We start from the raw sequence: 23,272 nt of genomic DNA, 5'->3' as shown, positions 1-23,272 counted from the left end.
AAAATCTCGTCTCAGCCGACGATGACTGCGGTTACCATCCCGAACATGCCGTGCTCGGACTCCGCATGCGGGAGGATGTGGCAGTGGAACGCCCAGACGCCCGGCGCCTTGCAGTTCACAATCACGTCCCAGCGCTCGCCGGGAGCGACATTCAGCGTGTCACACTTCCACGGAGCGGGCACCGCCCACCCGTCTTTGGCGATCACGGTCATGTGCATGCCGTGAAGATGCATTGGATGGATCATCATCCCTTCATTCATGAAGCGGATACGGAGCTTCTGGCCCGTCTTTACCTTCAGCGGCTCTGTCGCCGGAAAACCCTTCCCGTTGCAGGTGTAGCCGTGCGCACCGTCGTTGAGAATGAGTGTGTAGTCCACATCCGCTCGCTCGATCTTCGACGGATTCTTCGGGTCGACGAGAAAGGCGCCGAGCAGTCCGAGCCCTACCTGCTGAGCGGCGTTGTGATGCGAGTGGTACATGTGCGAGCCATGATTCCCGATAGGAACGGTAAATTCATAGGTGTAGCTCTGGCCCGGCTTCACAGGTGGCTGAGTGATGAACGGAACGCCGTCCACGTCGTTTGGAAGCTCGAGTCCATGAAAGTGTACGGCGGTCGACTGCTCGAGCTTGTTGTGCAGGATAAATCGCACGCGGTCTCCCTCGCGTACGCGGATCTGCGGTCCCGGAACCTGTCCATTGTACGCCCAGGCTTCGACCTTCTGGCCGGGCGCTGTCTCCCACTGAATTTTCTCGGCCGTGAGCTCGAAGATCTTGACGCCTTTTTCGATCCGGGGCGCGAGTGGCTGATTACCCTTGCCCGCGGTCTTCGCAGGAAAGGCCTTCACTCCGGCTTCGTGCATGTTATCCATCATTTCCGCGGCGCTGAGCGCCGGGCCGGCTGCTGGCTTCGGCGTCAGAGAAGAGCCGCCCTCCGTCCGGGCCACTTTCTGCGCGCTGCCTTCCTTGCAAGCAGCTACTGCGCCGCCCGCAATCGCAGTGACCGCAGCACGCTTCAGAAAGCCGCGCCTGGTAGAGATCTCCCTGACGATGTTATCGATGGACGTGGATTTTTCGGTCATTTCTCGCTCGATGGTTGTGCTCAATCGTAGTCGCCTTCGGGTTCACTCAACCTACGATTCACAGTCTGGAGCAACTGTCGGGTGGACTGCGGAACCTTTCGCTCAATACCTTTATCGAGCCGTGGTGGAAATCCCTACAAATCCCGCTAATGGGCGTCTCTGACCCCGTCGCCGACGCAGTTCTCGCCGGAATTGCGGTAATCTCGGCAGATGCGATCATCTGCATCGATGAGGCTCAGCGGATTACGTTCTTCAACGAAGGTGCGGAGCGGATCTTCGGCTATGACCGCGAGGAAGCGCTGGGCCAGCCGATCGAATTGCTGATTCCCGCCCGCTATCGCTCGACTCATCGCGATCATGTGAGACGCTTCGGCCAGTCAACCGTCCAGGCCCGCCGGATGGGAGAGCGCAATGAGATCTCCGGTCTGCGAAAGAGCGGCGAGGAATTTCCAGCTGAAGCGGCTATCTCTCACCTGGGGAGCGGGCCTAACCGCGTTTATTCTGTCGTCCTGCGTGACATCACCTTCAGACGGCGGGCCGAGCAGAACCAGCGGTTTCTGGCCGAAGCGGGCGAGGTCCTGGCCTTGTCACTCGGCACTGCCGAAACCGTCAGCAGCGCTGCGCGCATTGCGGTGCCCACACTGGCAGATGCGGCTATTGTCAGTGTCTTCCACGGCGGCACGTTTCACGGAGTTGCGGCCGCGCATGTCGATGCGCCGCGTGCCGAGCAACTGCAGATGCTGCGTGTCGAATCACCCGTCGACCTGAGAGGGTCACACCCCGTCGCTGAAGTGATTCGCACAGGAAAGGTTTTCTCGATTCCGAATTCGGAAACCGCGGAGCCGCGGCTGGCAGCCATGCTGGGCGAGTCCGGCCCTATCTTCTCCGACGGTGCCGCCGCTTCAGCGCTCGTTCTGCCGCTCGTGGCGCGAGACCAGCTGCTGGGAGTAATGGAGCTCTATACGCGACGGCGAAAGCTCGACCCTGACGACGTAGTGCTCGCCGAAGACACGAGTCGCCGCGCCGCACTGGCCATCGACAACGCCCGGCTTCATGAGCAGGTGACTCTCGGTCTCCGCGCGCGCGACGATATGATCGGCATAGTGTCGCACGACCTCCGGAACCCCGTCAACGCGGTGAAGATGCTAACCGGTGCGATTCTCGGAACCGAACGAAGCTTCCCTCTTCCGCTCGACGTCATCGAGTATTCGACAATCATCCGTCAGGCGTCTGAGCAGATGGACTCGCTGATTCGCGATTTGCTCGACGTCACGAGGATCGAGGCCGGCCGCTTGAAGATCGAGACCGCTCCGACCGATGTCAGCGATCTGCTTTCCGATGCGTTCGGAACGCTGAATCCCATCGCAAGCGCAAAGTCGATAAGCCTTCAATTCTCCACCGAGCGTGGCTTGCCAATGGTCTCCGTGGATCGGGAGCGCATACGTCAGGCTCTATCGAATCTGATCGGCAACTCCGTGAAGTTTTCGCCTCCAGAGAGCTCGATCGATGTGAGGGCTGAGCGACGGGACGATCACGTCGAGGTGTCTGTAATTGATCGAGGTCCGGGTATGAACGAGGAGCAGCTCTCCCACGCTTTCGATCGCTTCTGGCAATCCCGAAGAACCGATCGCGAAGGAGCGGGGCTCGGGCTGACAATCACCCGTGGAATTATCGAGGCCCACGGCGGGCGAATCTGGGCGGTAAGCAAAGTGGGCGAAGGAAGCACGTTCCATTTTACGCTGCCAACCACGCAGGAAAGAAGGCAACTACTCCTTCAACCATCAGTCCCTTGAACTTCCCACCGCTGCGAATATCGGTGCTCGGGAAGTCGAGGTACTTCTGGTTTACATACTCGCCCTTCATCAGCACGTTGGGCGTGATGAACCATCCGCCGCCAAGCTGATACCGCTGCACCTTCACGTCATTCGGCATGCCGACGAGGTCACCCTTCGCCGTGTTGTAACGGCCGCCCACATATAGCTGCTGATCGAGGAACCGATAGACCGCTTCGCCAACGTTCTGGCGCCACGTGCGATCCGTCAGCTCAGTGGCTGCTCTTCCCTTGGCCCGCTCGACGTTGCCGAACAGCTCGAGGCCGCGGAATTTCACGAATGGGTTGAAGACGATCGCGTGCACGGAGCTCTTGAAGCCGGGGTTTATGGCGCCCGACCAGGCCTGTGCCGACTCCGTCGACGTGGTGTTCTCGAGCACGCTATAATATCGCGAGCCCGCGCGATCACCACTGAACAAGGTGTTGCTCACCGATTTTGACTTGGCATAGGACGAACCAGTCACACGCACACGCAGGTCCGAGCTGAGCTGCTTGTCCCAGCCGAGCTTGGTGAGGTACGTCATCGAGCGGTCCTTGGGCTTCGTGACCTGGCCGCGGATCTCTCCACCCGTCATTCCCGCCATCGCCAGCCAGCCGTTGGAGCGCAGATATGCCTCGGCGCCGATCTCGGTGGTGTAGGCATCCATGATGTAGTTGCCGACGAACGGGTTGTACATCGCGTTGCCGTTCGCGCTGCGACGGAAGTGCGCATCACCATAATTGATGTCGAAGTGCCCGACGCGCAGCGTGAGGTACTTCATGAGCGTGTTGAGCGCGTTGACATCGAACGGAGAGGCGTCGATCAGCAGGAACCCGTCGTTTACCCAGGTCTCGCTGTGGTGCCGCGACGAAAGATTGGTGTTGAGTGAAACGCGAATGCCGCGGGCCAGCTGCGCATTCAAGTAGAGATTGGCTACTGCGTTGTTGAAGCCCGATCCAATCTCGATCAGCTTGTTCGCGTCAGTGCTTACGCCGGCAGTGGTCACCAGCTTCGGGCTGGCGGCGTTGCTGTGCTTCAGCGACTGGTACTGCTGAGTAAATGCAGCGCCCCAGCTGAGCTTGAAGCCGGTGTAGGGAGCGCCTTCTTCCTTCGGCGCTTCGAACACGTTGAGACCGCGACGATCCTGCGGGCGAAAATACTGGATCTCGATTGGCGGCGGCGCGAAGCGCGGCGCCTTCACTGTTTTCGCGGTGTCGGGTGCCGGCGCCATGACCTCCGGCGAGTCTGTGACAACGGCGACCCGGGCCAGCTCCTGGGCAGCTGCCGGAATTGCGGCTGCAAGAACCAGCGCGACCGAGACGAGATAAGTATTCGAGCGTTTCATCGTGCACTCCTGTTGGATTATTGAGATTGATTGCGTCGAGACTGTGCTTTGGTTAAGGCTGTCACTGATTCGGGAAGCCGAGCGATGCCAGCGTCCGCGGGCTTGCCACGAGCTTGAACGAAACCACGATCTTGTTGCCGGTCCTGAGCGTGCCGAGCATGAATACCGGAGGCTTGATGCCGAAGTCGGTCATCTGGAGAGACTGGGTTGCAGTTGCTCTTGCACTCCCGTCCGCGAGACGCTCCGCCTTGATCAGCATTTCGATCGTGTTCTCCTTCCCTGCGACCGTCACCTTTCCAACCGCCTTGAGTGTGAGACCGTTGTCGGTGACCGAGGTCGCCGGGATCTCGTAGGTGGACAGCTCGTAACGGATGTCCGGATAGCGATCGGCCTTGAGGGTCTTGCGCATGTTCTCTTCGAGGCCCTTGTTGCCGCACGTCAGGCTCTTGACCGGAATCACGATTTCGACGGTCTTGAGCGGTCGGTGCAGCTGTGAGAGCCGAGTTTCGCTGTAGCCGCCGTCCACCTGCACCGTAGCCTGGAGCTTTGTCGTCTTGCAGGTGAACCCGTGGAGAGTGGACGTTCCCTCGAACGAGAGCTCGCTACCCGGGCGCAGCTCGAGGCTGAGGCCATCTGTGCCTTGGGCTCGAACGAATGTGGCAGTCGCGGCGATGGTGAGTAACGGAACTAGAAAAAATTTGACGATCATCTGAATTCTCCTGTTGTCGCAGGCAGGTGTTCGAAGCTGCGATCAAGGTATGATTCAGAAATCCGCCGCAATGTCGGGCTTCAACTAATCTTTGTGGGAGGAGTGCGGATTTTCCTGTGAGGGAACGCGACGGTGCCGAAGGGGAATTCCCTACACTGGCTGTGGCCACCATGTGCTACGTAGCCCTACGTATGCGAGCGTCCACACCGGATCGTAACGTTCAGCAATGAGAAGAGTTATCAGCTCCGTCCTGCGCGTGATCCTGCGCGTGTTCTTTCCACGGATCGAGATATCCGGCATCGATCGCGTTCCGCGAGATGGCCCGGTAATGCTTGCCGTGAATCACCCTAACGGCCTCATCGATCCACTGTTCCTGCTGTGCCTGTCGCCCCGCCCGGTGTCGTTTCTCGCGAAGGCGCCTCTGTTCGAGATGCCGGTAATCAGCTGGTTCGTGACGGCACTCGGGTCGATTCCCGTTTACCGCCGCCAGGACGGTGGCTTCGATCCGGCAAAGAATCGCCAGACGTTCGAGCGCGCTCGCGCCATTCTCGCCAGCGGTGGCGTGATCGCCATTTTCCCCGAAGGCGCGTCTCACGACGATCCGAAAATGCGGCCGCTCAAGACCGGCGCGGCGCGCATCGCACTCGGCGCTACTTCAATGAATAGCGACGGGGAGCCGCTGACCATTGTACCGCTCGGGATCTACTACACAGCCAAGAGACTCTTTCGAAGCTCTGCGCTCCTCTATTTCGGTGAGCCGGTTTCCGTGACGCCCGCGCCGCTGAAACCAAACGGCGAGCCGCCGTCCGACGCTGTACATGCAGTGACGGAGCGCATCGAGCAGGCACTCAGTGACGTCACGCTTCAGGCCGACGAGCACGAAGCACTGGCGCTCGTCGCACGCGCGGAAGAAGTCTTTTCGTCCGAGGATCCCGCGGCAGCTGAGCGCCTCGTCGACAAGTTCGAGCTGCGCCGGCGATTCATGGCCGGCTATGCGACGCTTCGCACAAATGCACCCGAGCGTCTCGCAGCAATCACGGCACGCATAACTCGTTATGAGACAGAGCTGCGTGAGACGGGGCTCGACCCGCACACGCTGAGGCCGGCTGCAGCCCGCGGCGCGCACCAGATGGGCGAAGCAGTCAAGACAGTGGGCGTCCTGATACTCGGCCTTCCAATCGCGCTGATCGGCGCGATCGTCAACTACCCGGCGTACCGCATGGTCGCATTCATCGCGACCGGACTGTCACGGGGCGACGAAGGCATCGTCGCGACGATCAAGCTCATCGCCGGCGCATTGCTGTTCCCTCTCGCCTGGATCATAGTCGCCCTCGCCGTCGGTTTCAGCTTTGGTGCTTTGGCAGGTGTCGGAGCGCTCGTTCTGGCTCCAATCAGCGGGTATGTGGCTTTACTGGTCTTCGAGAGACTCGACGAGCTGCGCGGCAGCGCGAGAGCTGTGGCCGTGTCGCAATTCCAGCGCTGGGGTTACCTCCGCCTGGTCGCCGAACGCACGGCAATCCGCCAGGAGATCATGCAGCTGGCGGCCGACTTCGAGGCTTGAGACCGGGGGGACAAACAGCCCGCTTGCAACACGGTCCCGAGCATCACACTATTGCGTCACAATCGGGGTTTCGTCAAACCCGCACGCCCAATTACAGATGTGTGCGGCTGCCCGGCGTTGCGTCCTCCTTCGAGTCGGAGACTCCTGTCATGCGAACAACCTTGCTCTTAGCCGCGACGTTACTCGTGCTGTACTCACCTCGCGCAGACGCGCAGACGGCCATGTACGACGGCCGGCCCGCGTTCTCGGAAGGAGTCGATCTCGGATATTACATCTGGAAAGATGGAGACCAGTGGAACGTTCGCTGGACGACCAAGGGCGCAATGCGGCGCTTCACAGGCTCGGTGGCAGCCGATGCCGGTGAGCTCGAGTCGCTCAAGCGAATTGACGTCGAATCGGAGTCCAAGGTGCTGTATCCGGGGCGCGCGCGTCGCGTGGTCGTTGGTCCTCGCGGCCGGGCCCGGGTTACACGCGGCCGAGCTCCTGTAGTTGTGACAAAGGACCAGGACAAGATCGAGAAGGACGGCGATCGCCGGATTGTCTTCAGCGCGCTGACGAACGACGATATCGACGGGTTCAGCTTCAAGGTCGACGGGGATCCGTTGGAGCTACGCTTCTTTCTGCAGATCGACGGAAAGCCGGCGCGCAATCTGATCGAAGTCGGCAAGAACAATGAGAAGCCACAGGGACCCCCTCTCGTGGTCCAGCTGAGGTGACATTGCGCGCTGTCGGCACGCGTTCAGTCCTTGCGCACCGGCTACTATGAGGGCGTATTAGGTTTCAGCAGTCCCCAATCACAACGACAGTGACTCATCTCAACTCCCGATACTCCGCGGCGGGGCTCGCTCTTGCCGTCCTCCTTACAGCCGCTGGTGGCTGTACAGTCAACGAGGCCAAGACATCACCGCCGGTTGATCAATCGCCGATGCCGACGCTCGATCCCGTCGCCGTGACCGACACCGTAGCCGCACCGGCGGCACCCGCCGCACGAAACGACTCGGCTCTAGTCAAAGACACAACCGCCGCTGCAAGGGCTGCGATCACCGTTTCCTCTGTTCCCGGCCGAAGCAAGAAGGACAGCCTCGCTCTCGTCGCAGCGGTTCGCGCCGGGATGAAAGAGACGCGATGGCCCGTCAACACAGCGTCGCCGCTTCCCGGCGCCATCCTTCCGAGCCGGCGCATCGTCGCGTACTACGGTAATCCGCTGTCGAAGAGAATGGGGATACTGGGCGAGCTTCCTCCCGATCAGATGCTCGCACGCCTCGACAGAGAAGTCGCAGCGTGGAACAAGGCCGATCCCGCACACCCGGTTCAGCCGGCACTACATCTTATAGTAGTAGTCGCACAGGGAGCTCCCGGGCGCGACGGAAAATATCGTCTCCGAATGCCTGATACTCTCGTCGAGAAAGTCTCATCGTGGGCCGCGCAGCGAAATGCCCTCCTCTTTCTCGACGTGCAGGTCGGGAAGTCCACAGTGCAGGAGGAGATTCCGAGGCTCGTGCGGTTCCTCAAGCGTCCCAATGTTCACCTTGGCCTCGACCCCGAATTTTCCATGAAGTTCGGCGACAAGCCCGGCGCCAGGATCGGAACCATGAACGCCGAAGACGTGAACTTCACGATTCGCTTCCTGAGCGACATCGTTAAAGCCAACAACGTTCCGCCCAAGGTCCTCGTCATCCATCGCTTCACGCGCAACATGCTCACCGGCTCGAAGAGCATCCGCCTCGACCCGCGCGTGCAGGTGGTGATCGACATGGACGGCTGGGGGAACCCCTGGCTCAAGTACGATTCATATCGCGACTACGTCCAGGCCGATCCGGTCCAATTCACCGGGTTCAAGCTGTTCTATCACAACGATACGAAGAAAGGCGAGCCGCTCCTCACGCCGAGCGAAGTTCTCAAGCTGACCCCGCCGCCGATGTACATCCAATACCAGTAAAACGGATCTGAATAGATTGAACGGATGAGAGACAGAGCGCTCGTGAGAATCTCAGATAATCCTGAAATGCTCCTGATCCGTTCAATCTGCTAAATCCGTTTCATCATGATTGCGACTGTAAACCCCGCGACGGGTGAGACGCTCGAGACATTCGACGCGGCGACCGCTACAGAGATCGATGGTGCCCTGAGTCGAGCAGAGAACGCATTTCGAAAGCATCGACTGCTCCCGTTCGCGGAGCGATCGAAGTTGATGCTCCGAGCGGCCGACGTTCTCGAGTCCGAAAAAGCGAAATTCGGGCGGCTCATGACTATAGAAATGGGCAAGCCCATTGCCGCGGCGATCGCCGAAGCGGAAAAGTGCGCTCTGGCCTGCCGCTACTACGCCGAGTACGCCGACTCCTTCCTGGCCGACGAGCCCGCGGATGTTCAGGGCGGCAAAGCATGGGTTTCGTTCCAGCCTCTTGGTGTCGTGCTGGCCGTGATGCCATGGAATTTTCCGTTCTGGCAGGTGATTCGCTTCGCTGCGCCGGCACTCATGGCCGGGAATGTCGGCGTCCTCAAGCACGCGTCGAACGTCCCGCAATGCGCGCTCGCCCTCGAGGATATTTTTCGCCGCGCGGGCTTCACAGAAGGAGTCTTTCAGACCCTTCTGGTCGAATCATCCGAGGTGTCGAAGCTCATCGCCGACTCGCGCATTTCCGCAGTCACGCTTACAGGAAGCAACGCAGCTGGCCGCGCCGTGGCGAGCGCGGCCGGCAGCAACCTCAAGAAAACAGTCATCGAGCTCGGCGGAAGCGATCCCTTCGTCGTGATGCCGAGCGCCGACCTCGATACCGCGATGGAAACCGCGGTGACGGCGAGGATGATCAACAACGGCCAGTCGTGCATCGCCGCGAAGCGATTCATAATCCACGAGGAGATCTACGAGGATTTCATGCGTGGCTTTGTCGAGCGTGTGTCAGCGCTCCGCACGGGCGACCCGATGGAGCCATCGACACAGCTCGGTCCGCTCGCGACAGCGCAGATCCGCGACGACCTCGAGAAGCAGGTCGTGGCAACGGTGGCAGCAGGAGCCCGGGTTCTCACCGGCGGAAAGCGACTCGATCGAGCCGGTTTCTATTATGCGGCGACCGTGCTCGCTGAAATTCCTCCGTCGTCACCCGCCGAGGGTGAAGAGCTTTTCGGACCCGTCGCGTCGGTGTGGAAAGTATCGAATGTCGGTGAAGCCATTACGAGGGCGAACTCGACGACTTTCGGGCTTGGCGCCAGCGCATGGACAAGCGATGTCGCCGAGCGTGACCAGCTAGTCCGCGAGCTCGAGGCTGGACTCGTATTCATCAACGGAATGGTCGCGTCCGAGCCGGGCCTTCCGTTCGGCGGTGTGAAGCACTCGGGCTATGGCCGCGAGCTTGGCGTCTTCGGCATCAGGGAATTCGTCAACATCAAGAGCGTCAAGCTCGCGGACTCGAAAGGCAGTCAATCGAAGTCCGAGTAGGCAACCCGCTTACGGAACCGGCACGACCTTGGCAATTCGGAACCGGACGACGAGTACCGACCCACCGCATAGAGTGATTGCAATTCAGATAATCTACCGCCGCCCAAGACTGGCAAGGGCGATGCTGCAGGGGAAGACTAAGGTATTACCAGCCGTTCACCCGCCCCCACTCGTCGATCACTTCCCGGCTGCCGTCCACTACGTAATACCGGTCGTGCGCCGCGGCCGTGAGGCACGAATGATTCATCGCGACGCGGACCTTGGTGCCAACCTTCAACTCGTCGAATGGCAGCTTGAGTCCCCCGTCGAGACCTCTCGCGACTCCATGCTCCTGATACGCTTCATGGATAACGCATTCACCGAAGCCGGGCTTGCCGTCCAGATCCCATACCAGGCCGAAACCGGCGTCCTCCGGCGTGCTCGCCGTGCTCCGGTCCTTCGAGAGGGCCAGCGCTCCGGCATCGAGGACAATCTGGTTCGCATCCGGCCGGCAGCCAATCACCGAAGCGAGCACCGTGAGCGCAATGTCGTCGCGCGTGCACGACCGGATAGCCGCCTGGAACAGGTCACAGAACATGTACACTCCGGGCCGGACCTCGGTCACGCCATCGAGCCGATCGACGTGCGACATCGTCGGAGTCGATCCCACCGAAACAGTCTCGCACGCCATCCCGCTCGAGCGTAAGCGCTCGGCCGCAGTCGTCACGGCCACACGCTCCTGCTCCGCTACTTCCCGCACCTGCTCGACCGTTCGACACTCGTACGAATGGCCAGCATGGGTCAGCACGCCCGACAGTTTTTCTCCGAGAGCTCGGCCGATCTCGATGACGGCGTCGCCTTCCGGATCGACACCCCCTCGATTTTCGCCTGAATCGATCTCGATCAAAGCACGGACAGGAGCGGCATGGCTGGCGATTGCACGGGCCACCGCGACGTCATCGGTTATTACGTTTAGTATCAAGTCGTTACTAATAAAACCCTGAATCCGGTCGAGCTTCGCCGGGGTCGTCCCCGCCGCGATTGTTATGTCCTGAAATCCGCGCTCCGCGAAATACTCCGCCTCGGCGAGCGTTGAGACCGTGATGCCACCCGCTTCGCCCGCGACCGCCATGCGCGCGACGTCCGCCGATTTCGCTGTCTTCATGTGCGGCCGCAGCGAGACACCAAGGCGGTGCATCGCCGAGCTCATGCGACGAAGGTTTCGCTCGAGTATGCCGCGGTCGAGCACCAGGCAGGGAGTCGGAAGATCCTCTAGCTGCACGGTGCGCTCGAGCCCGACGAGTTATTTGTTCGGATTGAGGATCACATCGATTCGGTGACGTGCATTCACCATGTGGATCCTCGTGTCCGGATCCCCGGCTCTCGGAATAGCATTTCTCAGCTGAGCGTCGAGTGAAATGAGCTCGCTTCGCAACAGGCCGCGCGCCTCGTCCGGCGGAGGGGCAAAAACGGCAACCTGCTGTGGCGACGCCCCAGGCGGAGCGCTCTGGAAGGGCCCGTTGATCTTCGCGCCAAGCTGCTCGAGATACGCGTACTGAAGGTTGCGACGGAAAGCGTCGATCCGAACGCTCGGCGAAGAGAGCTCCGACCAGATGCCGTCTCGCAGATCACCGGCCATTTCGCGGAGCGAATACGTATCGCTCCTGTTCGGGGCGAGCGCGTTGTACTCGATGAGTCGCGTCATCCTGCTGTTGTTGAGCAGCGCTGTCAGCACGGCATTTTGCGCGGTTCGAATCCGCGCCAGCGCGCCCTCCGGCTCGATCCTTCTGAGGACGAGGGGATCGAGGAAGAACTCCGGCGTGCGAAACACGTTCTCGTTGAGGAACCGCAACGCTTCGCGCTGACGCTGGCGGGGGAACGGTGTGAAGCGCGGGCCTGCCTGGCTCCCGTATTTCTCCTGCGACCACGATCCGCCGACGACGTTGACGACATGCCCCATCTCGCGCTGCCACTGTGCGATGAGCCGAGTGTACAGCTCGGTCAGATCCTCGTTGCTCTCTGCGGGTTTTATCGTCGCCGGGATTAGCATCGGCATGATACGCTTGATGTTCCTGAGTCCCAGCGTTGTGGACCTCACGGCATCGGCGTCGCCGACTGCTTCAGTCGCTTCACCGGCGTCGGCGCCCTTGCTTCCGGAAGTCGAGAACCGGAGCCATGGTATCGTGTCCTGCTGACGGGCCCACATGTCGAGAGTCGGCCGCTCCGCTTCCGGCGTACGCGCGCCAGAAATGGGCTTGTATCCCCACATCACGGCAAAGCGGTCGTACGTACCGACGTTGGGTATGAGATCGCTCACCGCGATCCTGTCTTCGGGCTGCGCGACGTAGTTGAATCGAGCGTGGTCCATGATGGAGGGCGAATGTCCCATCTTCGCGACCCATGTCGCACTCCGCACGCTGTCGGCCGGATACTCGGAGCTCGCCTTCATGTTGTGCTGAAATCCGAGCGTGTGCCCGACTTCGTGCGCAACGACAAACTGGAGCAGACGTCCCATCAATGAATCGGGGAACGGCAGCCGCTGCGCGCGCGGATCGAGCGGGGCCACCTGCGTGAAGTACCACGAGCGCTGCAGATTCAGGATGTTGTGGAACATCCTCACCGAGCCATTGAGGATCTCACCTGTCCGCGGGTCGTGCACGTGCGGGCCGACGGAGTTCTCCACCGTCGACGGCAGCCAGCGCACGACTGTGTGTCTTACGTCTTCCGGTGACCAGTCCGGATCTTCTGCCGGCGTGGGCGCGTCCTTCGCGATGATGCCGTTCTTGAACCCAGCTGCTTCGAACGCTGGCTGCCATTCCTCGATTCCCGCTTTTACGTAGCGAATCCATTTCTTCGGCGTGGCGGGATCGATGTAATACACGATAGGCTTAACGGGCTCCGACAGCGCAGCCGTCGGATCCTTCTTCTCCAGGCGGTAGCGCGTGATGTAACGTCGCTGCACTGAGCGGTGCTGCTCCGAGCCGAAGTCGATCTGCTGTGCTGAGAAATATCCGATGCGGTCGTCGTAATAGCGTGGCATCATCGGACGGTCCGGCAGGTGCACCATGCTCCAGTGCGCGACAACGCTCTGCGCAGGAATCGGCCCTCTTGGCGTCGTCTGAGGCCCCGGCCCCACAGTCGGTGGAGGAGTAGCCGTCTGGGTCGCTTCGACCTCGACGTTCTCGGGGAAAGCAACCGCCTTCTCGATGAATGATCTGCGCTCATCTATGAATCCGCGCGACGACGCAAACTCGGGCACGTTCGTCGTATACAGGCGCGTCACGTCGATCACCGCCGCGCTGTCGGGCCCGTAAGTCTCGACCGGGAAGATCGCGACAACTGCCGGATTGTTCGACGCCATCACCGCCGAGGCTACGGGAAGGGTGGAGTCGGCGGTGATCGCGAACGACGGACTGCGCAGAATTACACGATTTCCCGAGCGCTCCCATCTGAGAACGCGCTCCGTGAACTGGTCCCCGCCGTATCCCTCGAAATCTCCGGGAGTCACGGCAGCTCTCTCGAACCGCCCGACCATCAGCATGTCGCGGTTCAATTCCTTCCTCGGAATCTCGAAGTAGAGGCGGTCGCCGATGATGTGCGTCTTGAACATCCCGACGCGTGTTTTTGCGTCTCTGGTAATCACGCGCTGGTAGGGCCGCGGATCGTTCGGATTTGGCCTCGCGCTGTCGCCGACGATCACGACTCCTGCACGCGCTCCTCTTGCAGGGGCCGGAGCGGTCTGCGGCCCCGGTATCATGCATGAGCCGGTAAACGTTCCAAGAGAGGCTGCCAGAACAATGGATTTCATCATTCGCCTACAAAAAGTTGGTGTGAGCTTTCGAATCGAACACTAGCGCACGGCACGGCCAACCGTCCATGGCACACCGGCAGCGTCGAGGCCCCGATTCAGGGCTGGAAGTCGAGCTGTCAGAAGCGAGTTCAGACGTGCTGCCTCGCGTTCCAGATCCTTCATCGCAAGGTCGAGAGTCTCGCGCTGAATCTGCGTCGGCGGCGAAGTCACGTTGCCGATCTCATTGGCAACCTGATTCACTCTGCTTTGAATCGACGGGGCAAACGTCTTGTCGTCCACATCGCCTGCGGGCGGACCCTGACGCCCGCGAACCTTGAGCAGAATGTCGTCGACTTCCCTTTCGATCGCAGTCGTTTGCTTCGTCAGGCTGTCGGGCGCGGTTCCTGTCTTGAGCGCCGCCTTCACCTCCGTCATCTGCTCCTTCACCTGCTCCGCCGTGCGCACCACTGCCTGCACCTTTGCCTGCTGCGCACTCGAGCTCACTCGCATATCCCACAGGGCGCGATACTCTGCCGGACTCAGCGGAACGAGCGGATCGGGATTCACCGTCACCGGTGTCTCCACGGATTGCGACATCAAGCTGTCGTTTCCGGCGAGCGTCAGGCGGGCGATGTACCTGCCCGGCAGCACGAAAGCACCCGTCGGCTGTCCGGTCGTCCCCTGCGCCCTGGGATTGATGTAAGGCGGGGGCAGCCGCAGATCCCAGGTCGCACGGTGCATTCCCGGACCCCCTTTCACAGCGAGGTCGCGAATCCGCTTCCCCGTCGAATCGTGGATCGAGAGTGTCAGCTCCCGGCCCTTTGGAACGCTGTCCTTCAGATAGTAGGTGAGCGTCGCTCCAAAAGGCGGGTTTGGCGCACTGAACGATCGCTCGCCGAGCGATGCGGCACCGTTGATACCGCCGGGAAACGACGCGTTGTAGTTGAAGATCGAAGCGGGCTTCGCCGGAAACAGGTACGGACGACCGCCTCGCTCGGCGACTGCCATGTGCTCGAGCGGAGTTATGTCGTCGATGATGTATATCCCCCGCCCGTGCGTGCCGATCACCAGGTCGTTCTCCCGCTGATGAATTCTCATATCGTGAACCGGCACTGTCGGCAGGTTGTATTGAAGCCTCGCCCAGCTCTTCCCACCGTTGCCCGAGTAGTACGCACCTATCTCATTACCCACGAAGAGGAGGGACGGCGCTCGCGGATGCTCGCGAATCACCTGCACCGACGACGCCGGAAGATTTGAGGCGATCGAGGTCCACGTCTTTCCATAGTCCGTACTCTTCAATACGTGCGGCTTGAAATCGTTGCTGCGATGCCCGTCCAGCGTGGCGTACACTGTCCCTTCGTTGTGCCTCGATGCCACCACGCGGCTGACATATGTCATGTCCGGCGCGCCGGGAAATTTCTCGACTTTTGTCCACGTCGCGCCGCCGTCGCGGGAGATCTGAATCAGACCGTCGTCGGTACCTACATATAGTAGTCCTCGCCGAAGCGTGGACTCATCCATTGTGCTGATATTGCCGAACTCGGCGGTACCCGCATGGCGTGCTACGGCATCCTTCGTCCATAGCTTCCCCATGAGCGGCAGCTTCTCGCGGTCCAGGCGTCGCGTGAGATCGCCACCCAGCTGCTCCCAGCTGTCACCACGATTGGGACTGCGAAAGAGATAATTCGCGCCCATGTACACGGTCCTGTTGTCGTGCGGAGAGATCACGATCGGAGCGCTCCAGTTCCAGCGGAGATTCTGCTGGCCGAACTTCGGCTGCGGCTTGATGCTTTTCCTCTCTCCGGTTCTGACGTCGTAGCGGATGATTCCGCCGTTCTGTGATTCGGAGTAGACGATGTTCGGGTCCGTGGGATCGATGGCAGAGTAGAAGCCGTCGCCCCCGACCGTCATGTACCAGTCGTTGTTGGAGATTCCCTGACGATTTCGCGTCTGGCTCGGACCCGCCCAGCTGTTGTTGTCCTGGAGCCCGCCGTAGACGTAGTAGAACGGCTGGCGGTTGTCGACCTCGATGGCGTAGTACTGAGAGACGGGGAGATTGCTCACGAAATCCATCGTCGTGCCGCGGTCGTGCGTGACGTACACGCCACCGTCATTCCCGACAACGAAATGATCGGGATCCATCGGATCGATCCACATGGCGTGGTAGTCCACGTGCGCCGATGTCGCGATTGGACGCGACGTCAATCCTCCGTCTTCGGAAACCAGAAGCGAAATGCCGAGCTCGTAGAGGCGATCTGGGTTTCTTGGATCGACGCGTATCTGCCCCATGAACCAGGGGAACTGCTGGTACGTGCCGGTCTTTTTCCAGCTCGCGCCGTAATCGTCGGAGCGATAGACCTCGGTGGTCTTTGTCTCCATCGTCGCGTACAGCGTTCGCGGCTGCGATCGGCTGACATCGAGCCCGATCCGGCCGATGTCGGTCTTCGGCAATCCTTCCGTGAGCCTTCTCCAGGTGGATCCACCGTCGATGGATTTGTGGATCCCGCTCTCCGGTCCGCCGCCGACGAAGCTGTACGCCTTGCGCTGCCGCTGAAACGAGGCCGCGTACATGATGCTCGGGTCGGTCGGATCCATTATCACGTCGGTCACGCCGGTGTGAGGGCTGATCCTGAGAACGTTCGTCCATGTCTTTCCGCCGTCCATCGTTCTGAACAGGCCGCGCTCTCCGCCGCTCGTCCACAGGGGTCCAACCGCCGCTACAAACACGATGTTCGGGTTGCTCGGATGCACTACGATCCGGCCGATGTGCTGCGACGTCTTGAGACCCATGTGTCTCCAGGTCTTTCCGCCGTTCTCCGACTTGTAAACCCCGTCTCCCCACGACGAGCTGCGGAGGTTGTTCGCTTCGCCGGTCCCGACCCAGACGATCTCGGGGTTCGACGGCGCCAACGTGACGTCGCCGATGGACGACGAGCCTTGCTTGTCGAACACAGGCTCCCACGTAGTACCTGAGTTGATGGACTTCCACACACCGCCACCAGCAGCCGCGGCGTACATCAGCTTCCCCAGCCGATCGCCAACGCGCGACTCCGGCCCCTCGGCAACCGCCAGATCAGAGATGCGTCCGCTCGTCACGGCCGGCCCGATGGGACGCCAGGCGAACTCGCTGAGCATGAGCGAATCGTAGGTCGCGGCGTTGAATGCAGTTTTTGCCGGTGGGGCAGCCCGACCCGTGGCAGACCGCTGACCGTACACGGGCGACCCAGAAATCAGGGCAACATAGACTGCGAGTGCGCACAGGAAATAGTGCGCACGGGGCCTTTCATTCATGGCTTGTGATCCTGACCGACCGGGGGATTATCTCTGTCAAATGTTAACATTAGGGGGAGTGCGATTCCAAGGAAAATGTGTGGCCCGAAGTTCAACTGAGAGAATTCTGGGAATGCCTCTGATCAAATCTGATCCGATCCCTATCCGCGTCCCTCGATTCGGTCCCTCGAAGCGCTCGGGCAACGGCACCGCTTTCCCTGCCGGTCCGTCATCGCGATACCCATTTCAGTTCCTCGTCGAGATTGCCCGGAATCCTTTGGCAATGATGATCGCCATGAACCAGGGCTACGGTGACATCGCGCACTACAAGATCGGCCCGCAGCACCTTTACCTGTTCAATCACCCGGACCTGATCCGGGACGTGCTGGTCACCAGCCAGAAGAACTTCCACAAGAGCCGCGGGCTCGAGCGCGCGAGACGATTGCTTGGAAACGGCCTGCTCACGAGCGAGGACGAGTTTCATCTGCGCCAGCGCCGGCTTGCTCAGCCGGCGTTTCATCGCCAGCGAATTGCTGCATACGCGACGACGATGTCCGACTATGCGGAGCGGACACGCTCGCGCTGGACCGACGGGCAGACTGCTGACATGCACACCGAGATGATGCGCCTCACGCTCGGCATTGTCGCCAAGACTCTGTTCGACGCCGACGTAGATGACGAGGCCGGCGAGATCGCGCATGCGATGACCACCGCGTTCGAGTCGTTCAACTACGCGATGCTGCCGTTTACCGAGTACCTCGAGAAGCTGCCGATTCCCGCGGTGAGGAGATTCAACGCCGCGCGCGACCGTCTCGATCGGACGATCTACCGAATGATTCGTGAGCGCCGCTCGACAGGCGACGATCGCGGTGATCTTCTCTCGATGCTGCTCCTCGCGCAGGACACCGAGGGCGACGGCACTGGCATGAGCGACCGGCAGCTCCGCGACGAGGCGCTGACGATTTTTCTCGCCGGGCACGAGACCACTGCCAATGCTCTCACGTGGACATGGTACTTGCTGTCGCAGCATTCCGACGCGGAGGCCAGGCTTCACGAGGAGATCGACTCGGCGATCGCCGGCCGTCTTCCGACGTTCGACGATCTGCCCCGACTGCCCTACGCGCGGATGGTTCTCGCGGAGTCGATGCGACTCTATCCGCCAGCGTGGGCAATCGGCCGGCGCGCGATCAATACGTACGAAGCCAACGGCTACACCGTGCCCCGCGGATCGGTAATTCTGATGAGCCAGTACATCATGCATCGTGATGCGCGCTTTTTTCCGGATCCGGAGCGATTTGACCCCGAACGGTGGACCCCGGAGGCACAAGCGGCGCGACCGAAGTTCTCGTACTTCCCGTTTGGCGGCGGTGCGCGTGGCTGCATCGGCGAGCAGTTCGCGTGGATGGAGGGCATCCTTCTACTGGCAACGCTCGCTCAGCAGTGGCGAATGCGTCTCGTTCCGGAGCAGGTGATCGATCTTCAACCCCTGATCACACTGCGCCCGAAGTATGGAATGAGGATGACCCTGACACAGCGCCACTGATTTGGGAAGCCATGAGTTAAACACGGCAGGTCAAGGCGTAGCCATTTGCGACGGTACTGGTCGATCAAGCGGCCTTTCGCAACATGTGAGCTCGGGGAGGTGATCTCGAGCAAAAACGAAGGTCGAGGGACGATAACCACGGCTACTCTAACCCCGAGAAGACCTCATCGACGGAGATGGAGACGATAACCTCGAGCGTTGGTACACGCCATCGAATCGTATCCTGAACAATTTCCTGGGGCCCGGGCGCAACGGAAACTTCGATGGTCCTGGCGCGACGGTCTACCAGCCACACCTGCTTGACCCCGAGCACAAAGTATGCGTCGCGCTTGAACTCCCGGTCGTACACGCGTGAAGACCGGCTCAGGACTTCGACGGCGAGCCAGTGCTCGCTGATCTTGTCCCATTCGATGTTCGGATCGAAGCGCGACGAAGTGACCAGGATATCCGGCTGCAGTTGCGTCCGGGGCGCACGAACGACGACGCCGGGGCCCGCGACGAAAGCATGACCGGTCAATTCAAGGGCTTGTGTAAGACGGTACTGTATCCGGTTCGCGATGATTTGGTGCGGGCGCCCAGCGCCGGGCGTCACGAGTAGTATCCCATCGAGCAGCTCGTACCGATTCCCGTCGTCCGGGAAGCTCTCCAGATCCTCGATCGTATAGCGCGGAATCGCGATCGCCATTCCCATATTGTACCTCCATACCGGAATGCCTGTCCACTCGGCATCCCGCACGAAGCTAGGCGCAGAACGGAGAGCCATCACCAAAACATTTCCCGCCAGATTGTTTGCCTTCGCCCTGGCTCGCAGATGATTTACAAAGCGCGGCCGTTAGACTGACGCGCGCGCAGCAAGAACGCGGAGCACATCCCTCCAGTGCACGCCGAGGGATCGCAATGCAACCAGCATATGGTCGAACAGGTCCGCAGCGAAAGTCGCCCTGATTTAGTTCTCAGTGCCAGCTCGGCAGTGCGCGATGATCGTGATCTGGACGAAGACGAAGATCGGGAAACCGAAGAAGCAGCCTTTTGCCGCTGACTCATGAGCGGTCCGTCTCCATAAGCCCAGCGGTCATCGACCCTTATTCAACTACAATGCGGGCGGTCCAGAGCTGCGCCGTTCCGGTTCGATTGTCGACCCACACGGCATGGAACTTCCCCAGCGCATCCGCTGCCAGCCCAGCCGTGTCCAAGCATCGCACACCGACAGCTCGGAGCCGGGCGCCCGGACGCGACACTTGGCACCACCGCCCTCGTACACGAGGCGTACCTCAGGCTGGCCGCGCAGACACATCCGGGATGGGAGGACCGCGCGCACTTCCTCGCTGTAGCGGGGATCGCCATGCGCCACGTGCTGGTTGATGAAGCCCGTCGTCGAGGCCGCTCGAAGCACGGCGGCGAATACCGCCGGATCTCGCTCGACGAAGACACCATCGCGGTCGAAGATCAGGCGGATGCGCTCCTCGACATGGACGAGGCGCTCACCCGGCTGACTTCCCTCGACGAGCGTCTCGGCCGCATCGTCGAATGCCGGTTCTTCGCCAGGCATGAAGAGCAAGGGAGTGAAGTAATCCTAGGGGCCCGCACCCCAGCGTACGTTTCTACTTGCTTCGCGAATCCATGTACTTTTTCGCTGTCTTGATAGCGATGCCTCCGCCGGGTACGAACATCCCGATGGCGTCAGCGCCGATATCGAAGAGGAACGCCTGATCGAGAGCCTTCCCGAAATACTCGGTGAAGACCCGCGTGCCGGAGCGGAACTCGCCAGTAAGTCCGTCCACCTCGAGGATCGCTTCCTTCTGTTTCGAGGCCCACGCGTATTTGAACGCGTAGACGGGACGGTAGTACAGGTCGACGCGATCTGGTAGTTGGTTGTGCGCGTGTACTCGTAGCGCGCCCTCGAAACGACGTGCCAGAACGGCTCGTACCGATGCTCGCTGTAGGTCAGCGAGAAATCTTCGTCTTTCGGCTTGCTCAGGAAGCTCGTCACCTTGCTCAGTGCATCGAAGGCTCCGAGCTTCTTCTGCCATGCGATGTCGCTCGCCTGCCTCGCCGACAGCAGGTCTTTCAGCAGGAGGATGCGCTGGTTCGCGACTTCTATCTGCACTTACCAAGTCTACGGTTCGAGAGTTGGCGGCGTAAGCTGTATTGCGATCTAGTGCGCGAACGCTCTGACGGATAAAGGCGAGTCGTCGTACCACCTGAGCAGATCCGCAGGATCGTCGTATACGGCGATCGCCCCGCTCAGCTCGGCGATCGTCCAGCCACCACATAGTAGCGCTATGAGATTCACGTGCGCACCGATCGCAGCCTGCACGTCGTACGGCGTGTCACCGAGCATTACAAGGTTTTCGGGCTTGAGTCTGCTGCGTCGTACAGCCGCCTCGACAATGTCCGGGTCGGGCTTCGATTCCTCGACATCGCTCGATGATGTCCGCGCATCCATCAGGTCAGCCACGCCCGCGGCCTCGAGCAGCTGCTCGAGCTCGTTTCCACCGGCCGAGCTTGCGACGACGAGCCTGAGGCCGTCGTCCTTCAAGCGCTCCGCCAGCGCGCGTGCTCCCGGTGTCGGACGCAAAGCTGGGAGATATTTCTTCTCGAATATCTCCCAGCGTCGTGTCGTCAGCTTCTTTCCGGGAGGGCTCTCCGACTCGATCCCAATCGCGGAGGGGAGGAGCTTGTCCCCACCCATCCCGATCATCGGCCATATCACCTCGAACGGCACGTCGTATCCGGCTTCGGCTAGTGTCTCCACCCACGAGCGGGCGTGCGCGCCGTTGCTGTCTACGAGCGTACCGTCAATGTCGAAGATTACTCCACGTAGCACTCGCCTGCTATTGTATCTTCGCCTGGATCGCCTTCGCTCCGTCGAGGTGCGCCTGAACGAGCGGTGCCGCTTTCTGAATCAGATTCTTCAGCTCGGCGTTCTGCGCGGCACCCATCGCCGTGGTCGCCGTCTGCAACAGCGCCTGGTGGTAAACCACTTCGTTGTCGATGTAGGCCTTGTCGAAATCCTTACCCTTGGCCGCGCTGTTGAGCATCGACATCGTCTTCTGCACATCCGCCGCATGCGTATCACCCGCCGGTGCTTCAGGGGTTACGCCGAGCTTCTTGGCGAGGCTGTCGCCCGATTGGCGAAGTATATGATGGTCTCGCATCATCATCCTTCCGTAGTCACGCACGTCCGAGGCGGTTCCCTTTGTCGCCGCGACTGATCCGGCCAGGCTGTCCAGATGATTTGCGCCGTCGAGGATGTATACGATGTTCGCATCGCTGAGCGCCGGCGCGGTTGCCATGCCGGTATCAGCCATCGTGCTCGCCGTCGTGTCAGCGATTACCCCCGTGTCCACTGCAGCATCGTCTTTCTTTGCGCATGCGGACATGACGAGTGCCGTCCCCAGCACCAGCGCGAGTCTGGCGCGCTTTGAGCGCATCCTCAACATCTTCACCCCCTGAAAGGTTTCGTGCGACGTAAACGCTTGCTGTCTCAGGTATTACGGCAAGATTTGGACTAATCGAGGGGCCGCTCCTCTGCATGCAGACAGTACGGTCTTAACGGTTTGCAGCCTGCCGTCGTCCAACTGCCACTGGACGGCGTCATGGACGTCCGTATATCGTCCACTCACGAACGGCCGCAGCACCCTCGCACCATCGGTGTCCGCGGCAGAGACTTTCAGGAGGCTCGATGCGCAGGATCGCTCTGATTTCGCTGGCCGCCGTGTCGCTCGCTGCATGCTCAGCCGAGAGTACCGCCCCTTCCGCCAGCGACGAGCAGGTCAACGAGTTCGCGGCGTCGGCGTTTGGAAACGCGCTGACTTCGGCTGGAGGATACGACCCGGACCTCTACGAGGCCCGTCTGACCAACGCGTTCCCGGACGAGATCAAGCTCACCGATGAGCAACGCGCGAAGATCAGAACACTGGTCGAGGCTTTCAAAGTGGCGACCAAAGCGGACCGTGATGCACTCAACCTCATTCTCCGGCAGGCAATGGAAGCGGTTCGCGCCGGCAAGTCGCGCGCGGAGGTGATCGCGATACTCGACAAAGGTCTCGTGATTCGCGACCGGTTGAGGGCTGCCGAAACAACCCTCAAGACTCAGATCGAAGCGATCCTGACGGCCGAGCAGCGCGCATGGCTCGCCGCGCATACGCCGCAGCGGTGCGATCCGAGCAAGTTCGTTCCGCTTACGGATGCGCAGAAGGCGCAGATGAGAGCACTCGAGGCCGCGTTCCAGGAAGCCAACAAGGCTGATCTCGCCGCGGTGAAGGCTGCATTCGAACAGGTTAAGGCCGGGCTCGCCGCAGGAAAGACGAGGGAAGAGCTGAAATCCATTCTCGACTCGGTGCTGCCCGCGATCCAGAGGCTCGAAGCTGCGCGCCGGGCACTCCATCAACAGCTGCAGGCGGTGCTGACTCCCGAGCAGAAGGCATCGCGCTGCCTGCCACTCGGCTAGAAGTCGCCGCTGTAGGCCGAATTGGAAAGACCCCCGATGAACTCGGGGGTCTTTTCGTTAGTACGGGCATTTGCGATAGAGACAGTCTAATTTGTAACCCCTTCCAACGATCACTCATGCCTGATTCGACTCGGCGTCAGCTCACGCGATTGGGTCCACTCGATCATGCTGGCGGCAATCGCCGGATGCAGTCGCGCTTACTCCCGACGGAGTCGCCCTCTGAGCGTCCGCTTTCGCTGGCGGTACGGCGACCAGACCCGCGAACAATGCAGCGAGAACCAAGGGTTGGCGCATCA

Annotated in this window: 18 protein-coding genes; 7 read left to right on the top strand and 11 right to left on the bottom strand. The window is 60.8% G+C overall.

Annotation, left to right across the window (positions count from 1 at the left end; genetic code table 11):
* Window positions 1-11: 11 nt before the first annotated feature.
* Window positions 12-1,079 (bottom strand): copper oxidase, encoded by a 1,068-nt coding sequence (locus tag VES88_00760; protein HYN80003.1) that lies wholly within the window; start codon window positions 1,077-1,079, stop codon window positions 12-14.
* Window positions 1,080-1,228: 149 nt separating this feature from the next.
* On the opposite strand from VES88_00760, the gene VES88_00755 reads away from it, so the two are divergent.
* A complete protein-coding gene (locus VES88_00755; protein HYN80002.1) occupies window positions 1,229-2,872 on the top strand; it encodes an ATP-binding protein in 1,644 nt (547 codons plus the stop codon).
* Here the strand turns inward: VES88_00755 and VES88_00750 are convergent.
* Both VES88_00750 and VES88_00745 read right to left on the bottom strand, forming a co-directional pair.
* The gene (locus VES88_00750) at window positions 2,814-4,235 is read right to left on the bottom strand and encodes a porin (GenBank protein HYN80001.1); all 1,422 of its coding nucleotides are present in this window, start codon (window positions 4,233-4,235) and stop codon (window positions 2,814-2,816) included. The genes VES88_00755 and VES88_00750 overlap by 59 nt on opposite strands.
* 61 nt (window positions 4,236-4,296) lie before the next feature.
* Entirely contained in the window at window positions 4,297-4,944 is a 648-nt protein-coding gene (locus VES88_00745; GenBank protein ID HYN80000.1) for a YceI family protein, read from the bottom strand.
* A 226-nt stretch (window positions 4,945-5,170) separates the two neighbouring features.
* Between VES88_00745 and VES88_00740 the strand changes: the two genes are divergently transcribed.
* The 4 genes from VES88_00740 to VES88_00725 all read left to right on the top strand — a co-directional run bounded on the left by VES88_00740 (window position 5,171) and on the right by VES88_00725 (window position 9,941).
* Window positions 5,171-6,505 (top strand): lysophospholipid acyltransferase family protein, encoded by a 1,335-nt coding sequence (locus VES88_00740; GenBank protein ID HYN79999.1) that lies wholly within the window; start codon window positions 5,171-5,173, stop codon window positions 6,503-6,505.
* 149 nt (window positions 6,506-6,654) lie between these two features.
* On the top strand, window positions 6,655-7,221 hold the full coding sequence (locus VES88_00735) for a hypothetical protein (GenBank protein ID HYN79998.1): 567 nt from the start codon (window positions 6,655-6,657) through the stop codon (window positions 7,219-7,221).
* 89 nt (window positions 7,222-7,310) lie between these two features.
* Window positions 7,311-8,444, top strand: a complete 1,134-nt coding sequence (locus tag VES88_00730; protein HYN79997.1) for a hypothetical protein — start codon at window positions 7,311-7,313, stop codon at window positions 8,442-8,444.
* 105 nt (window positions 8,445-8,549) lie between these two features.
* Window positions 8,550-9,941 (top strand): NAD-dependent succinate-semialdehyde dehydrogenase, encoded by a 1,392-nt coding sequence (locus VES88_00725; protein HYN79996.1) that lies wholly within the window; start codon window positions 8,550-8,552, stop codon window positions 9,939-9,941.
* 145 nt (window positions 9,942-10,086) lie between these two features.
* On the opposite strand, the gene VES88_00720 is transcribed toward VES88_00725, so the two are convergent.
* From VES88_00720 to VES88_00710, 3 genes are read right to left on the bottom strand one after another with little or no spacing between them, the layout of a single operon-like run.
* The gene (locus VES88_00720; protein ID HYN79995.1) at window positions 10,087-11,202 is read right to left on the bottom strand and encodes an alanine racemase; all 1,116 of its coding nucleotides are present in this window, start codon (window positions 11,200-11,202) and stop codon (window positions 10,087-10,089) included.
* A gap of 21 nt (window positions 11,203-11,223) precedes the next feature.
* The gene (locus tag VES88_00715; GenBank protein HYN79994.1) at window positions 11,224-13,731 is read right to left on the bottom strand and encodes a zinc-dependent metalloprotease; all 2,508 of its coding nucleotides are present in this window, start codon (window positions 13,729-13,731) and stop codon (window positions 11,224-11,226) included.
* 39 nt (window positions 13,732-13,770) lie between these two features.
* Window positions 13,771-17,001 carry a hypothetical protein gene (locus VES88_00710; protein ID HYN79993.1) on the bottom strand — a complete coding sequence of 1,077 codons (3,231 nt, stop codon included), beginning with the start codon at window positions 16,999-17,001 and terminating at the stop codon, window positions 13,771-13,773.
* 112 nt (window positions 17,002-17,113) lie between these two features.
* Between VES88_00710 and VES88_00705 the strand changes: the two genes are divergently transcribed.
* Complete coding sequence (locus VES88_00705; protein ID HYN79992.1) at window positions 17,114-18,523, top strand: cytochrome P450; 1,410 nt, start codon at window positions 17,114-17,116, stop codon at window positions 18,521-18,523.
* A 142-nt stretch (window positions 18,524-18,665) separates the two neighbouring features.
* On the opposite strand, the gene VES88_00700 is transcribed toward VES88_00705, so the two are convergent.
* The 5 genes from VES88_00700 to VES88_00680 form a co-directional block, all read right to left on the bottom strand.
* Window positions 18,666-19,286, bottom strand: a complete 621-nt coding sequence (locus tag VES88_00700; protein HYN79991.1) for a Uma2 family endonuclease — start codon at window positions 19,284-19,286, stop codon at window positions 18,666-18,668.
* 327 nt (window positions 19,287-19,613) lie between these two features.
* Entirely contained in the window at window positions 19,614-20,072 is a 459-nt protein-coding gene (locus tag VES88_00695; GenBank protein ID HYN79990.1) for a hypothetical protein, read from the bottom strand.
* Between the two features lie 52 nt (window positions 20,073-20,124).
* Window positions 20,125-20,553 (bottom strand): hypothetical protein, encoded by a 429-nt coding sequence (locus VES88_00690; protein HYN79989.1) that lies wholly within the window; start codon window positions 20,551-20,553, stop codon window positions 20,125-20,127.
* Window positions 20,554-20,678: 125 nt separating this feature from the next.
* Entirely contained in the window at window positions 20,679-21,350 is a 672-nt protein-coding gene (locus tag VES88_00685; GenBank protein ID HYN79988.1) for an HAD family hydrolase, read from the bottom strand.
* 7 nt (window positions 21,351-21,357) lie between these two features.
* Entirely contained in the window at window positions 21,358-21,957 is a 600-nt protein-coding gene (locus tag VES88_00680) for a DUF4142 domain-containing protein (protein ID HYN79987.1), read from the bottom strand.
* A gap of 251 nt (window positions 21,958-22,208) precedes the next feature.
* Between VES88_00680 and VES88_00675 the strand changes: the two genes are divergently transcribed.
* Entirely contained in the window at window positions 22,209-22,976 is a 768-nt protein-coding gene (locus VES88_00675; protein ID HYN79986.1) for a Spy/CpxP family protein refolding chaperone, read from the top strand.
* Window positions 22,977-23,272: the final 296 nt, after the last annotated feature.

The sequence above is a fragment of the Gemmatimonadaceae bacterium genome, from assembly GCA_035633115.1.
Lineage (GTDB): Bacteria > Gemmatimonadota > Gemmatimonadetes > Gemmatimonadales > Gemmatimonadaceae > UBA4720.
Note: the sequence above shows the minus strand (reverse complement) of the source record. Positions and strands in the feature narration are given on the sequence as shown.

Bases quoted from the DNA above. Each gene is read 5' to 3' on its own strand.
- VES88_00700 (HYN79991.1), bottom strand. From the start codon at position 19,286: ATGGCTCTCCGTTCTGCGCCTAGCTTCGTGCGGGATGCCGAGTGGACA.
- VES88_00715 (HYN79994.1), bottom strand. From the start codon at position 13,731: ATGATGAAATCCATTGTTCTGGCAGCCTCTCTTGGAACGTTTACCGGC.
- VES88_00750 (HYN80001.1), bottom strand. From the start codon at position 4,235: ATGAAACGCTCGAATACTTATCTCGTCTCGGTCGCGCTGGTTCTTGCA.
- VES88_00675 (HYN79986.1), top strand. From the start codon at position 22,209: ATGCGCAGGATCGCTCTGATTTCGCTGGCCGCCGTGTCGCTCGCTGCA.
- VES88_00760 (HYN80003.1), bottom strand. From the start codon at position 1,079: ATGACCGAAAAATCCACGTCCATCGATAACATCGTCAGGGAGATCTCT.
- VES88_00735 (HYN79998.1), top strand. From the start codon at position 6,655: ATGCGAACAACCTTGCTCTTAGCCGCGACGTTACTCGTGCTGTACTCA.
- VES88_00695 (HYN79990.1), bottom strand. From the start codon at position 20,072: ATGCCTGGCGAAGAACCGGCATTCGACGATGCGGCCGAGACGCTCGTC.
- VES88_00690 (HYN79989.1), bottom strand. From the start codon at position 20,553: ATGGCAGAAGAAGCTCGGAGCCTTCGATGCACTGAGCAAGGTGACGAG.
- VES88_00710 (HYN79993.1), bottom strand. From the start codon at position 17,001: ATGAATGAAAGGCCCCGTGCGCACTATTTCCTGTGCGCACTCGCAGTC.
- VES88_00755 (HYN80002.1), top strand. From the start codon at position 1,229: ATGGGCGTCTCTGACCCCGTCGCCGACGCAGTTCTCGCCGGAATTGCG.
- VES88_00680 (HYN79987.1), bottom strand. From the start codon at position 21,957: ATGCGCTCAAAGCGCGCCAGACTCGCGCTGGTGCTGGGGACGGCACTC.
- VES88_00745 (HYN80000.1), bottom strand. From the start codon at position 4,944: ATGATCGTCAAATTTTTTCTAGTTCCGTTACTCACCATCGCCGCGACT.
- VES88_00740 (HYN79999.1), top strand. From the start codon at position 5,171: ATGAGAAGAGTTATCAGCTCCGTCCTGCGCGTGATCCTGCGCGTGTTC.
- VES88_00725 (HYN79996.1), top strand. From the start codon at position 8,550: ATGATTGCGACTGTAAACCCCGCGACGGGTGAGACGCTCGAGACATTC.
- VES88_00705 (HYN79992.1), top strand. From the start codon at position 17,114: ATGCCTCTGATCAAATCTGATCCGATCCCTATCCGCGTCCCTCGATTC.